The following is a 14,972-nucleotide window of genomic DNA, read 5'->3' as shown; positions in this document are numbered from 1 at the left end:
GTGAACCGGTTCAGGAAACAACTTTCAACCCTGTGAAGTTTTTCAGGAGAAGCTTCTCTAAGATGTGAAGTACCTTAGAAAATAACAGTAAAATCTGTGAAGTAAATTTAGGCATAGTCACAGATATACTTACTTTGCCGATACAGTATATATCCTATGCCCGGAGAAGATATACTTCAAGTGGCATCGAAGTATATTTCTCCCCCAAAAGGCTCCTCAAGTGAATAACTAATCATTTCCCAACTCGTAAGCTTACGGCTACCCCTACTCGTAAGTTATTCACTTGACAAACCGTAAGTTATTCATTTGACAAGCCATAAACAGACAGTTTACACCTAGCGTAACAATCTGTTATTCAATGCATTTACAACATTAATAAAAACCGTTCAAAAAAGTCGGACTTTCCAGCCGGAATATCCTCGCCTTTTTGTATTATCTTTATCGCCAACAAATAATACGCAGATGAAGAAAAACATTGTTTTCCTGTTAATTCTAATACCTATTATATGGATCTCTTGCGACGGAATGGGCCATCAAACCATAGACTTCCGAAAAATAGAGAACCTTATGCCCCAACATCCGGATAGCGCCTTAATGCTCCTTGAGCAAATAGAGAACAAAGAAAACCTATCCCGAAAAGATAAGGCACATTATTATTTATTGCTGACGGAAGCGCAAGACAAAACTTTTGTTAAGCATGAAACCGACTCGCTGATCACGATCGCAACGGATTATTATGAGGAAACAGACGATCTGGAACGAAAAGCGAAAGCTTGGTATTGTAAAGGAAGAATCAATCAAGACTTAAACCGTCCTTTAAAAGCACAAGAATATTATCTGAAATCCTTACGGGATGAAAAACAAATGAAGGATTACGCATTACTAGCACGGATTAACAATCATATAGGGATGCTCTATATCTATCAACATGTATATGAAAAAGCGATCCCTTATCTAGAACAAGCCAACAATTATTTCAAAATGATTCATGATACGATAGGAGAAGCCTACGTTTTAAGAAACCTCGGAAGGGCATATACCGTGACTCAACAACTCTCGAAAGCAATTGAGGTTTACCGTGAAGCATTACCTTATGCCCCATCTACGGGTAACGGAACTATACCCAATGAATTGGCAAATATTTATTTAGAAGAGAGAGAGTATAAGGCTGCCGCGAAATATATACATCAAGCCCTACAGCTTTTTCGAACAGAAGAGTCACGCTTTCCTGCCTATTTGGTACTAGGCAGATATTATTTAGAGACAGCGCAACTCGATTCCTCGGAATATTATCTGCAAAAGGCATTAAGTAGCCCTTCTATACAAACTCATGCGGGAGCATTGAAATATCTATCATATGTAAAAGAAAAACAATCCGCATGGATAGAGAGTATCGCTTTAAATAAAAGATATGAAGCATGCAGAGACTCTATCGATAGAATCGTGGAAACAGAGTCAATCCGGAGAATGGATTATTTTTACAACTATCAGAAAATTCAAGAAGCACTATACCTGTCTCAAATAAAAGTAATGAAAAAAGATAAGGAACGCTATCTGTATGCTTTGATTATCTGTGCATGTGTTTTTATAAGCTTAGGGATTTATTCTTATTGGCGAAGAAGAGAGAAAGAAATAAAAAACCAAAAAAAGATATTGGAGCAGACTATCGAGAAACAACGTCAAAACAATCTCCGGATAAAAGAAGAAAACAGACAACAGATTGAGAAATTGCAAGAACAACTAATAGCCATGGAAAAAGAGCGACAAGAAGGATGGGAAGGTCAACAGCTCTTGCAAGAGAAGAGAGTACTGGAAATTCATAATGAAAGTATAGATGCTGATGAAAAGAGACAATCTTTACGGATTGCTCAAATGGAGGACTCTGATATTTATAAAAAAATCCATACAGAAGACTGTGTAAAACTAACCGATGATGAATGGAGAGCATTAGAAAAACTATTAGATCAAACCTTCAATAACTTTACGGCACGATTAAAGGAGAGCTATCCGAAGATCTCCTATAAGGAAATACAGGTTTGTTACTTGACAAAGATGAAACTTAGCTCTACAAGGATGACAGAGATATTGCGATACAATAGTTCACCACTCCGTTCTCGTCTTTATAAAAAAATCTTTAAGGAAGCTGGAAGAGTTCAGGATTTTAATTCGTTTATTGCTGGTTTTTAACTCTATACAAATCAGAACAGACCCAGAACAAAAATATGTTCTGAACTTTGTTCTGGATTTTTCGCCTTACTTTCATTAAACTTTTTAAATTGCAGAAAATTCAAACCATATATTATGAATAAGCATTTGTTGACCTTATTAATTATCTGCTTAGGTATATTTTTACCTCAAGTAGTATTGGGAGATACCATTCCAACCGAAGGAACATGGGGTAAAGAAGACTATCGTATGATTGTTCCCAATCCTCCTACCCTATCCATCGACGGAAATCTATTGAGCATACATTTTATCGATGCTCTAGATGATTTGACTGTCCAAGTTGTAAATGAGCAAGGAGGTATCCTGTATAACGAAGTAGTCTCCGGCGAAGCAGGTGAATGTGTATCCATCTCTTTAGATCAGGCTGGCACAGGATGTTTTTATGTAGTGTTAGAACATCGCCTAGGGCAGCTTATGGGAGAATTCATCATACAAAATAATTAGGTATTATTCTTTATCATATGCAAGCTTCAGGATTAAACAGTATTATATAGTTGATCCATCACTATCGTGATAATCACTGTACAGTGCCCCCAATGATACGTTTTTCCTGGATGCTTGCATTGAATTATGTTATTAGGAACTCTAAGTGTAACCTTACAGAAATACTAAGTTTGTCATTAATCAAGAACTAATACATATTATGATAATCTACGACCCCAAAATAGCGATTCTCCTTATAGCCTTTAATCGGTCAAATATAAAGCAAGTATTTGATCGTATCAAAGTGGTGAAACCGAGAAGACTATATATAGCAGTAGATGAATCAACTAATGACACACAGTGTAAAATATGTAAGGAAACAACGTCCATTGTTTCCCACATTGATTGGGAATGCCAAGTATTTAAACTATATCAGGAAAAAAATCAAGGATACGACAAACACTGTTTTCATTCGATTTCTTGGTTCTTCGAGCAAGAGCCCGAAGGAATCATACTAGAAGATGACTGTGTACCCTCTCTTTCATTCTTTGGTTTTTGTACGACATTACTAAAAAAATTCAGAAACGACGAACGCATCGGACATATATCCGGAAGTAATTATCAATTCGGTAAAAACAGGGGAGACGGAACTTACTATTATTCTAACCTAACCCACGTATCCGGATGGGCTGGTTGGAGACGAGTTTGGCAAGAGCACTGCCTTAACGAAAACAAGTACGATCTTTTTAACCAACTGGATTACTTATCAAATTTACCTTCTCACGCTCCATTCCAATATCGCTGGAACAGGCTCTTCAATATAGCAAATCACAGTAATGAACATTTTTGGGAGGTAAAATACGCATACACGAACCTTATCAATAATCGATTATCGATCATTCCAAACAAAAATTTAATAACAAAGATCGCATATTATGACAAAATGCCCCATGCTATAAAAAATCATCCATTTACCAACATCAAAAACGAGGAAATCGACCATATTGTTCATCCATCTTTCATCTGTCCGGACATAGAAGCCGATTTATATTCACAAACCAAAGAATATAATACATCTTTCGAGGAACTGTATATGCCTAAAGAATACTTTTACTTAAAAGAGCACTTTGTCGCCGCAATCCGAAATAATCATATACATCCTAAAATTCCACAGATCATTCATCAGATCTATGAGGATTTAGCGGGACCACCTCCTTCTTTAGTCGAGATTTCTCAATCATGGAAAGAGCTAAATCCCGATTGGGAGTATCGGTTTTGGAATAAAAATGATATAGAGACATTTTTGAAAACCTATTATCCGGAATTTATTCCGGCCTATAATGCTTTTCCACATAATGTACAACGTTGGGACGCAATCCGGTATTTAATACTTTATAAGTTTGGTGGTCTATATGTAGACATGGATTATGAATGTACGGAAAATATCACCCCTATATTATGTAATACAGAATGTGCCATGGGATTGGAACCGGAAGCTCACGCTGTCCGTATCCATGTACCTTACATTGTTGGAAATGCTTTTATGGCAACAGTTCCGGAGCATCCTTATTTCAAAGAGTTGATCGATGCTGTATTTTGTACTGAGAAGAATAGCAACATGTACTCTGATCTTTGCGAGTTGATTCTTAATACAACAGGCCCCTACATGACCACTCAAGTATACAAAAACAGCAATTATCAAAAGCGTGTGACATTAATTCCAGCAGAACTAATAACACCTCTAACTCATACAGATATAAAAAGAATCATAAACACTGAAACAACTAAGAATGTAGAGAGTAAGATTGAGAAGTCATTTGCCATACATTACTTTTTCGGCAGTTGGCATAAATAGAAAATAACCTAAAAATCGATGTCATCATGAAACCCTTTGAAGATTCTATCTACCAAGACATAAATAACATAACGGAAATTTCAGATAAACAGGAGCCTATTCTGATTCAATATTGCAGAATATTTTCTGCGGCCATTACTGGTAGCTTTTACGTATTAGATATATCAAAAAAACGTTTCATCTATGTCAAACCGGATGATTTATTCCTATGTGGTTATTCTGTCGAGGAAGCAATGAAACTTAACTTCGATTTATATCCTCTGATTATCCATCCTGAAGATCTATCTCTATGGAACAACTTTTTGGAAATTATCCCACAACTCTTGCAGGCATTACATGAAAAGAGAAATGAGATAGATCATATTTCATGTACATTCCGTTTGATCCGCAAAAACTCTTTTACCAAAGGTCCACTAACACAAATGGTCTACCAAAGAATGATTCCTGTTTGGAAGAATGAAAAAATGGGTTATTTAATCTGTTCTGTAGAAAGTGCCGCATATAAAAAAAAAGGCTTCTACTTACACTACAAAAACTCGCTAACTTATGAAAAATATGAATCGGAAACCATATCTTGGAGCACACATAGAATGATTTTTCTTAACGAGCGGGAACGAGTAATATCAGTTCTTGCTCAACAAGGCTTAAATACGAATGGGATAGCAGAAACTTTATGCCGTAGTAAACATACTATACAAAATCAGATCAAGTCCCTATTCGTTAAATTGGATGTTCATTCTATGCAAGAAGCCGTCGAAAGAGCTAGCCATTGTAACCTTCTGTACCCATACAAAGAAAAAAAAATCGATTTTCCTAATGAAAAAATGCATACCCCCCCAAAAAAAATCGGAAAAAAGTTGATGTGCGAGATACAAATATTATTAGATAAAGGTAAAAGCGTCCGCTCAATTGCTTCCATGATCGGTATCGCAGAAAGTACAATTCGAAGTTGGATCACGAAGAAACTACTAAAAAAGTAAATTTATGCGCAAGAAAATAGAAAAAGGTTCAAGCAGGCTATTGCTATTGCGCATTGGATGCTATACATTTGTAACATTAGTCCATGGAGGACAGAGTATTAACAATCTAATAACGAATAGTCATGGAAAAAGACAAAAAACAAATCCTTGGAAAATTAAAGCTGAACAAGCTTAGCGAAAACTCATTGGATAAGCGTTCAATGAAGGTTTTAAAAGGAGGATGTACTTGTGGTAGTACCTGCTCCGAGACTAGTGTGAGTTACAGCGCTAATCAGAGTGAACATTATTAAGCTAAAAAGCTTTTTAACATTTAGAATCTCCAAGTAAAAACTTGGAGATTCTAGTACAAATAGCATAAACTTTGTACTACAAATTATTCAAGATAGGTATGTTATTATTACATTAATATACTCTTCGTTATATCTAATTAATTCATCATGAAAGAATCAGTTGTTTTTTTAACTAAAAATAGTAATTCATATTTATATAGTGCTCAAAGTCTATTATCTTTATTGATACATCCTGAATTGAGAAAAGCTTATGATAAATCAGCAAATGTAGATCCATACTATTTAAAAAAATATGAATATTTAGAAAAATATGGCTTATTCAAAGAAGCTGAAAATACTGATTTTGAAACCTCCTTTGATGAATCAATAATAAAAAAAAATATTAGCCAAGTCCGCCAAATAGTATTCGAGACTACTGATCATTGCAATTTACATTGCTCTTATTGCTCTTTAGGGGAGTTATATAAAATAGGGAAAACAAACCATAAAAACATAAATACTGATTTTGCCATAAATTTTTTAAAATACATTTTCAATATTAAGCCTTCCAAATCTAAGTTAATAATAGGTTTTTTTGGCGGCGAGCCACTAATAAACATTGATTTTATAAAAAAAGTAATAGAAGAGACGAAGCAATTAAACCGTGAAAAAGGACTAGAATTAGAATTTAATATAACAACAAATGCTTCCTTAATACATAAACATATCAAATTTTTAATTGATAATAATTTCATTCTACTGATTAGCCTAGATGGAAACAAAAAAGGGCATAGCTATAGATCTTATATTAAAAATAATAAAAATTCATTCAATGATGTTATAAAAAATATTGATATGATACAGCAATATTACCCTAAATACTTTGACAAAAATATAAGTTTTAATGCTGTTCTAAACAATAGAAATTCAGTAAAGGGAATCTATCACTTTATTTACAATAGATATCATAAAATACCAAGAATATCCCAACTAAATACCACTGATATAACCCTCAATAAGAAATCTTTTTTCAATAAGATTTTTCGTAATAAAATAATGAGTGAAAAAGAATTCGAGAAAGAAGAAACAGCTTTATTACCTATAGTACGCAAGGAATTAACATCATATAAAGAATTAAGCAATTTTTTAAATAATTATTCTGTTAATTTTTATATTTCCAATTTAATCAACCTATTGAACAACAATATAATACCGTATCCAACAGGAACATGTTTGCCTTTTGATAGAAAAATTTTTCTAAATACAAATCATGATATATTACCATGTGAAAAAGTATACTATAAATATGCCATGGGAAAAGTAAACAACAATATAACTTTTCATATTTCCAACATAATAAATGAATACAATTTTTACTATAGTAATATAAAAAAAATATGTCAACATTGTTACGCTTCAAAGAATTGCAAAATATGTTTATTATGCTTAGACAATCTAGACAAATTAGGTACAGATGAATTCATTTGTCCGGGCTTTCAAGATAAAGAATATTTTAAAAATAGACTAAATAAAATTTTTTCTTTCTTAGAAAAACATCCAAGTGACTATTTTCAAATAATAGATAATAAAATGATATAATAACGATTATGAATAATTCAACTAATTATTGGCTTACAATAGAGCCATATGTATACATTAACATGGTTAAAAATCATGCTTTATTGTATAACACTCTAGACGGAAAAACTATAGAATCGGACAATATTGAGGTTATAAAATTATTGCATGAGATACTTCAAGAAGAAAACTGTGGTGTCACTTTATTAAAAAAAGATCAATATATAAAAAAAGAAATAAACGATTTCATAAAGGACATACGAGGGAAATATATGGGTGATATCATAGATGTATCCTTATCAAACGGCAAACCAATTCAGATATTGCCTTATATCATTTTTTCTAATATACGGAATAAAAGATATGATTTTTCAACGCTTGAGAATATTCTACATACTTTATCTGAAATCAACATCCATGTTGATCATTCTACTAACATAACAAAGTTAACATCCTTTTTACAATCGGTACCAGATGATTTGACTTTTAACCTCATTGGGAACTTCGCTAAAGATAACGAATTACTATTTTTTTTAAACAACTATTCATCTTTGAAAAATATTTTATGTTCATTAGATAATATCAAATTTCTAGAATCAACTTTTAAAAATAATTTCTCATACAAGATTTTAGTCCATTTTCCTGTAGATATACAACAATGGAACAAATCTAAACAACTATTGCTTAATCAATCTTTGCCGTTTGAATATATTTTTAATATAACTTCTTTAAAAGATTGTCTAGATGCAGAAAAACTTATAGAGCAAGATCAAATCGAAAAATATCATTTGAATCCTGTATATACTAAAGATAATATCAATTTTTTCAAAGAGTATATTTTCCTAACAAAGGAAAATATTTTGTCCACACAGATGTCTATGAAAGATTTATTTCTTAAGCAAGCAATTAATATAAATGATTTTGGAAAAATCCATATCATGTCGAATGGAGATATTTATGCCAATGTAAATCACCCAATATTAGGAGATATATATACCTTTAGTATTTATGAAATAGTACAAAAAGAAATAAACGAAGGTAAGTCTTGGTTACGTATTCGTAATCAAGTTCCATGTAAGAGTTGTATTTATCAATGGCTTTGTCCATCTCCTTCTGATTATGAAATAGCTATTGGCTATTCAAATCTTTGCCATATAAACAACCTTGAATTATAAAACAGTATAAGAATTAAAACAGAAAAAGATGAAGATGATAAATATTATTCTAACAATCACAATATTCATGTTCATTGGATGTATAGGATGTAAACATTCCGTCAATCAAGATAATGGCAGCATCACAATCAATGTATCAGAAAACTATCCTAAGAAAGCACTAATCCTTCAAGATTTCCTAGATGTAGAATATATACCTCTGGAAACGAAAGACGAATTTCTTACTTCAGGTATTGTGCAAGCTATTGGTAAAAAAATTATATTAATTAGAAATACCAATCGAGCTGGTTCCGGTGACATATTTATATTTGATAGAGAAGGAAAAGGATTAAGAAGAATAAATCGAAGAGGACCAGGTAATGAAGAATATACAAATATCACGGGACGAATTGTTCTAGACGAAGATAATGACGAATTATTTGTCAGTTGTATTGATTTAAGAAGAGTATTTGTGTATGATCTGTATGGGAATTTTAGACGGAGTTTTAAATATATAGAAGGTGAAGATAGTTCTAGTAGGTGGAAAACAGAGATTTTCTATGATCCCATATACAATTTTGATCAGAATAATTTAATTTGCCATGACAATAGTAATGGGCGAAACTTTGTTGGAAAAGGCTCTAATTTACAAGTAGATGTGGAACCAAGAAATATATTTTGGATTATTTCTAAACAAGATGGAAGAATTACGAGAGAAATAAAAATTCCTTTTGAGAAAAAAATATTGCAAGTCTTGTTTTCAAATGCAGGTATAGGCGTTGTTTTAAATCCTGGATTAATACCTTATAAAAACCATTGGTTACTTGTAGAACCTTCTTCTGATACAATATACAATTATTCAACAAATCATGATATGGAACCATTTATCGTGCGAACCCCGTCTGTTCAACTTATAAATCCAGAGGTTTTCATATTTCCTGGTGTCATTACAAATCATTACTATTTTCTCCAAACCGTTAAGAAAGAATACGACGCAACGGATCCTCAAAGCGGGTTGAAAAAAAACAATTTGGTATATGATAGGCAGAAGAAAAAAATCTTTGAATATATCGTATATAATGATGATTATATATATAGAAGACCTCTTAAAAACTTGACAGATGCACCATTTGAACTAACTGTGATAAATAATGACGAAATCGCCTTTGTTGAAAAAATAGAAGCATTCGAGTTGGTAGAGGCCTATCAAAAAAATAAATTAAAAGGTAAGTTAAAAGAGATTGCAGCAGGATTACATGAAGAATCTAACCCTGTAATCATGATCGCAAAATATAAGAAATGAAAGAGATCATTATCTATAATAGCACCCATATTGAGTTATCTCAAATCGTCGATAGGCTCCTATTGAACGGGACATTGACGAAATGTCCCGGCTTAATGCATGGCAAGTTGGGGATAGCTATTTTTTTTTTCGAGTACGCCCGTTATGCGGGAGAAGTTTTGTTTGAGGAATACGCTTGGGACCTAATTGCTGCAATCCAAGAGCAGATCCATGCTAATTATCGTCCAGACTATGAGAAAGGCATAGCGGGCATTGGAGTAGGAATCGACTACCTAGTTCGACACGGATTTATCGAGGCAGAGAAGGATCTATTTGAAGATTTCGACGAGCGGATGTATCGGGCGGTGATGTACGATCCTTTCGCTAATTACAGTAGAGATGAGGGATTGAGCGGATATGGATGGTATTGGCTCCATCGTACCGCAAGCCAGATGGCTGGAGAGTGCTTATCGTTGATCGTAGAACAAATCGAAAGTAATAATCGGAATTTGTCAGCGAATGAAGAACGGGATACATACTTTTTTTTGCAAGCGTATGCCGGAGAACTAGAATCAAGCCTACCATTACCGGATTCAGAACCAAAATTGATATCAGACAGCATGGGCTTGTCAAGTGGTTATGCGGGCAATGGCCTGTCGATGTTGACAGCCATAGGGGCAATTAGCGATTCGTGGCGGCGACTTTTATAAGTAAGGAATAAGTCTCATTTAAGCATATAAGGAAAGATGAATCTGTATATCTTTAATAACAAAAGCCGAGGTGGGTTGTATGGAGTGGGCACCTATGTACGTGAATTGGTCACGGCCTTGCGAGGTAGCGGAATCTGTATCCACGTAGTCCACTTACTATGTAACCAATCTCAAATAGAGAGAAAGGAAATAGAAGGTATTTCCTATTGGTATTTCCCAGAACCGGTTTCAAAAGAGTGGCACCCCTTGGATCAAGAACAACGGAAGGTCTATTCTCGAAATATCGTCTATCTGCTCCGGTATTATATTAAAGACCAAGAAGATATCGTTTTCCATTTAAATTCATACAAAGATGAATCGCTCGCATTAGAGCTGAAAGGTGCATTTGATTGCAAAGTGATCACAGTCTCCCATTTCTCAGACTGGAGTTCAGTCATCCATGATAATCCGGAACGACTTCGGGCTACCCTGCAAAAAAAGAAAACAGACGAGTGGGAAGATCTGATTCGAGAATCGTTCAACGAAGAGCGGACATGTTATGCGGCAATGGATCGGGTGATCAGCCTATCAAACTTTATGCGGGAATTATTGTGCCAAGATTACGGACTAAATCCCAATCGGATTGTGGTCATTCCAAACGGTATGAACGATAAAGCTGAAAAAGGGATAGATCAGAACCTCCTACGAAAGAAATGGCAACTACGGCCGGAAGAGCGAATGATCCTCTTTGTCGGGCGATTAGACGGGATTAAGGGAGTTCGTTTCTTGATTCGGGCTTTTCATGCGGTTTTACGGAAAATTCCGTATAGCCGCTTATGGATAGTCGGCGATGGGGACTACCAGAACTCTTTCTCTGAAGCTAATTTCATCTTTTCCCAGATAACCTTCACAGGTTTCCTAGATCAAACCTCGTTACTCGAGCTATACCATTTAGCCGATGTCGGTGTCGTACCCTCCTTGTTCGAGCCATTCGGTTATGTTCCGGTTGAGATGATGATGCATGAGTTACCCATCGTAGCAACCGCTACCTCCGGATTAAACGAGGTAGTAGACGAATCTTGCGCATTAAAAATACCACTTATCGTATCTTCTGATAGCGTGGAGATAGACACCTCCTTGTTGGCGGAAAAGATCGTGTACCTGCTGCAAAACCCGGAGGAAGCGAAACGACTCGGCAAAAACGGGCGCAAGCGATACTTGGAAAAATATTCCTCTGAGGTATTCAGGAAGAATATGCTGGCGTTCTATAACTCTTTGTGGTCATGAGCAAGCTGGAACATAACATAGATGTGTCGGTCATCATCCCTGTACATAACTCGGAGAAATATCTGGCCGTCTGCGTAGAGTCCGTGATGTGCCAAGGCGATCAGCGCATGGAAATCATCTTGGTAGATGACGGTTCGACCGATTTGTCCGGAAAGATCGCCGATGAATACGCAAAGAAAGAGAAACGGATTAAGGTGATCCATCAAGAAAACGGGGGAGCTTCTGCCGCCCGTAACGCAGGATTGGATATCGCCCAAGGTGAGTATATCGTTCTTCTGGATAGCGATGACTGGATAAGAGAAGGGACATTACCCCTATTATATAATAAGGCGATCCAATATTATGCCGATGTCGTGATGGGAAATATGTGGCTATGTCATCAAGACGGAAGTATAGATAAACCTTTTAAATGTATTTCCAACGGATCTATAAAAGAATTGCTTTCCGGTAAAGAAGGTTTCATAGAATTAGTCAAAACGTGTTTCTATTTGCCTACACCCGTCAGATACATATACAATAGGAAATATCTGCATAAAATACAGGTTCGTTTTGAGGAAGGCATCATGCATGAGGATGAGTTATGGTGTCCCATCGTCCTTTGCCAAGCGAAGAGGATGGTTATCACCAACATTGAGTTTTATTATTACCGCCAGAACGAAGAATCGGTCATGCATACGACAAGCCTAGCCCGAAGGCTGAAATCATTATTTCAAGTTACTGAGGGGTTGATGAACTTCTCCGATCGATTCATTTCCCCCGATACGGACAATGACTTGAGAAGCTGGTGGTACGTTAATACTTTCAGACTTTATACCTTGGCTTTTAGCTTACTCCCGAATGTGAAAGATTCCTCATACATCCTACCCAAACATCATCTGGATCGATTTTGGAGGAATTGTGGGCAAATGATTCCGGAATCTATACAAAGATGCAGAAATTATTACTACAAGGCAGAAGCCGGGCTGAAAGAATATACGGATTGGCGTGTTTCTGATTGGGTAGCAGGCGTAGATTGCCAAATAAAAGCTGGTAAAAAAGTGATGCTCGTATTCAACACGATAAATGGGGAAGATCTGCAGTTGAACATAGAGGATGTACCCGTTGATTGGGTGATAACCACCGACAGGAAATATTTCCAACAGGCGAATACAGTCGTTTTCCACCTTCCCACATTGCATTATGAGCTAGAGAATGATCTGGATAAGCTGGAAGGACAAACATGGGTCAGCTGGCATCTGGAGTCCGAAAAGGATGATCCGGGAATCAACGACCCGGAAATAAGCGAACTATTCGACCTTTTGATAAGTGACCCACAAGATAGCGAGGGTGAACAACATCCATTGCTAAGACTGTGCCAAAATTATGTAAATAACGGATAGAATTCCATTCACCGCTATAAGTTTTGAGCAAAAAGAAGGGATCACGAGAAAAAATAACCTATTTTTGTGATTAGGCATAATTGAGCGAACGTATCGCCCTAAGTGTTTAACCTTAAATCGGAAGAATAATGAAATGGATAATCACAATACCAGCGATCCTCCTCTTTGCGTTAGCGGGATGTGGAAAAGATAAGCAATCGACAAATGAGCTTATCACTGTTGATGTTACGGCAAGTTACCCTAAAAAAGAACTAATTCTTCAAGATTTTATGGATGTCGAATATATTCCTTTGGAAACAAAGGACGATTTTATTTGCCAAGGTCTTGTCCTAGCAATCGGAAAGGATATTATTCTTGCCAGAAACCGAATCAGAGATGGAGATATCTTTATCTATGACAGAAAAACGGGAAAAGGATTAAAAAAAATAAATAGAGAAGGGCAAGGTGGAGAAGAATATACGTTCATCCAAAGAATTGTGCTTGATGAAAAACAAAATGAAATATTTGTACTCGATCATTTTTCAAGGAAAATATCAGTATATGATTTAGATGGGAATTTTAAAAGAAGCCTTAAACGAGATGATGAACTCTATTTCTTTCATTTATACAATTTCAACCAAACAAGTTTAATAACTAATAATTATTGGGTAACAGACAAGCCTGCTTTCACTATTATATCTAAACAGGATGGAACAACCAAACAAATCCAGATTCCATTTAAAGAAAAAATATCAATGGCTGTAAACTATTCTGATAAAGCAAAGGATATATATTACAACGTGATCCCTGATAACTATAATCCTATAATTCCCTATTTTGATTGTTGGGTACTTGTAGAACAATCATCCGATACAGTATATAAGTACCAATCAGACCATAAAATGATACCGATTATAGCAAGGACCCCATCCGTACAATCCATGAATCCGGAAGTATTCCTCTTCCTAGGGATTCTTACTAACCGCTATTATTTTATGGAAACGGTTAAAAAAGAATATAACTTCGAGACACATGAGGGATTTCCCACTACAGACTTATTATATGACAAACAAGAAAAGGCTATTTTTGAATATATTGTATATAACAACGATTATTCTGAGAAAAGAGCGGTGAATATGAAATCACTTCCTGTAGACGATAAAATCGCATCTTGGCAAAGTATCGAGGCTTCCCAGCTCATTGAGGATTATGAAAAAGGGAAGTTGAAGGGACGATTAAAAGAAATTGCCGCAAGTTTAGATGAAGAATCCAATCCGGTAATCATGTTAATAAAACACAAAAAACTAACCAATCCCTAATGGTTATGAATCCAATGGAGGCTGTCTCTTATAATACAAAAATTGAGAAACAATTATTCTTTTTGCCGGTCGGATTGACGAAATAAAGGGTGTGAGTTCTTTGATCAAAGCGTTCCATATGGTCTTAGAAGCTCATCCTAATAGTCGTTTGCTGATAGCCGGTAACGGTGATTATACAAGGGCCTTCCAAGAAGCAAAAAATATTTGACCACATGCATAGATTCCTTGATGTACCAAGGCGATCTGCACTTGGAGATTGTCTTGGTGGATGATGGCTCGACCGACTTATCCAGAAAGATCGCTGACGAATACGCTAAGAAAGAGGATCGTATCAAGGTGATTCATCAAGAGAACGAGGGAGCGTCCGCTGCCCGTAACGCAGGTTTGGAGATTGCCCAAGGTGAGTATATCGCTTTTTTAGATAGCGAAGACTGGATAAGTTGGAAGGACAAACATGGGTCAGCTGGCATCTGGAGTTCGAAAAGGATGATTCGGGAATCAACGACCCAGAAATAAACGAACTATTCGACCTTTTGATAAGTGACCCACAAG

Annotated in this window: 14 protein-coding genes; all 14 read left to right on the top strand. The window is 35.5% G+C overall.

All coding sequences use genetic code 11. From position 1 onward, the window contains the following. The first annotated feature begins 462 nt into the window (after window positions 1-462). The 14 genes from NBH16_RS16885 (at window position 463) to NBH16_RS16820 (ending at window position 14,936) form a co-directional block, all read left to right on the top strand. The gene (locus NBH16_RS16885; protein ID WP_129984292.1) at window positions 463-2,187 is read left to right on the top strand and encodes a tetratricopeptide repeat protein; all 1,725 of its coding nucleotides are present in this window, start codon (window positions 463-465) and stop codon (window positions 2,185-2,187) included. 114 nt (window positions 2,188-2,301) lie between these two features. Beyond that, complete coding sequence (locus NBH16_RS16880; RefSeq protein WP_250788901.1) at window positions 2,302-2,670, top strand: DUF3244 domain-containing protein; 369 nt, start codon at window positions 2,302-2,304, stop codon at window positions 2,668-2,670. A 199-nt stretch (window positions 2,671-2,869) separates the two neighbouring features. Next, window positions 2,870-4,504: a glycosyltransferase family 32 protein gene (locus NBH16_RS16875; protein ID WP_250788900.1), complete on the top strand. Its 1,635-nt coding sequence runs from the start codon at window positions 2,870-2,872 to the stop codon at window positions 4,502-4,504. A gap of 26 nt (window positions 4,505-4,530) precedes the next feature. Then, window positions 4,531-5,484, top strand: coding sequence for a LuxR C-terminal-related transcriptional regulator (locus tag NBH16_RS16870; RefSeq protein WP_129984295.1), 954 nt, complete (start codon window positions 4,531-4,533; stop codon window positions 5,482-5,484). A 122-nt stretch (window positions 5,485-5,606) separates the two neighbouring features. Further along, window positions 5,607-5,774, top strand: a complete 168-nt coding sequence (locus NBH16_RS16865) for a TIGR04149 family rSAM-modified RiPP (RefSeq protein WP_129984296.1) — start codon at window positions 5,607-5,609, stop codon at window positions 5,772-5,774. 147 nt (window positions 5,775-5,921) lie between these two features. Next, complete coding sequence (locus NBH16_RS16860; protein ID WP_129984297.1) at window positions 5,922-7,352, top strand: radical SAM peptide maturase; 1,431 nt, start codon at window positions 5,922-5,924, stop codon at window positions 7,350-7,352. Window positions 7,353-7,360: 8 nt separating this feature from the next. Continuing rightward, the gene (locus NBH16_RS16855; RefSeq protein WP_129984298.1) at window positions 7,361-8,506 is read left to right on the top strand and encodes a TIGR04150 pseudo-rSAM protein; all 1,146 of its coding nucleotides are present in this window, start codon (window positions 7,361-7,363) and stop codon (window positions 8,504-8,506) included. Window positions 8,507-8,534: 28 nt separating this feature from the next. Continuing rightward, entirely contained in the window at window positions 8,535-9,788 is a 1,254-nt protein-coding gene (locus NBH16_RS16850) for a DUF4934 domain-containing protein (protein ID WP_250788899.1), read from the top strand. Then, complete coding sequence (locus NBH16_RS16845; protein ID WP_154396190.1) at window positions 9,785-10,477, top strand: glycoside hydrolase family protein; 693 nt, start codon at window positions 9,785-9,787, stop codon at window positions 10,475-10,477. The genes NBH16_RS16850 and NBH16_RS16845 overlap by 4 nt, the downstream gene beginning before the upstream one ends. Window positions 10,478-10,513: 36 nt before the next feature. Beyond that, window positions 10,514-11,743 carry a TIGR04157 family glycosyltransferase gene (locus tag NBH16_RS16840; protein ID WP_129984299.1) on the top strand — a complete coding sequence of 410 codons (1,230 nt, stop codon included), beginning with the start codon at window positions 10,514-10,516 and terminating at the stop codon, window positions 11,741-11,743. Next, window positions 11,740-13,122 carry a glycosyltransferase gene (locus tag NBH16_RS16835; RefSeq protein ID WP_250788898.1) on the top strand — a complete coding sequence of 461 codons (1,383 nt, stop codon included), beginning with the start codon at window positions 11,740-11,742 and terminating at the stop codon, window positions 13,120-13,122. The genes NBH16_RS16840 and NBH16_RS16835 overlap by 4 nt, the downstream gene beginning before the upstream one ends. 128 nt (window positions 13,123-13,250) lie before the next feature. Next, entirely contained in the window at window positions 13,251-14,420 is a 1,170-nt protein-coding gene (locus NBH16_RS16830; protein WP_221735129.1) for a 6-bladed beta-propeller, read from the top strand. Window positions 14,421-14,472: 52 nt separating this feature from the next. Further along, complete coding sequence (locus tag NBH16_RS16825) at window positions 14,473-14,628, top strand: glycosyltransferase (RefSeq protein WP_122145569.1); 156 nt, start codon at window positions 14,473-14,475, stop codon at window positions 14,626-14,628. Then, window positions 14,625-14,936 (top strand): glycosyltransferase family 2 protein, encoded by a 312-nt coding sequence (locus tag NBH16_RS16820; RefSeq protein ID WP_057328963.1) that lies wholly within the window; start codon window positions 14,625-14,627, stop codon window positions 14,934-14,936. Before NBH16_RS16825 ends, NBH16_RS16820 begins: the two co-directional genes overlap by 4 nt. Window positions 14,937-14,972 lie beyond the last annotated feature (36 nt).

The organism is Parabacteroides sp. Y3-G-102, assembly GCF_023656845.1.
Lineage (GTDB): Bacteria > Bacteroidota > Bacteroidia > Bacteroidales > Tannerellaceae > Parabacteroides > Parabacteroides distasonis.
This window is presented reverse-complemented; position numbering and strand designations above follow the sequence as displayed.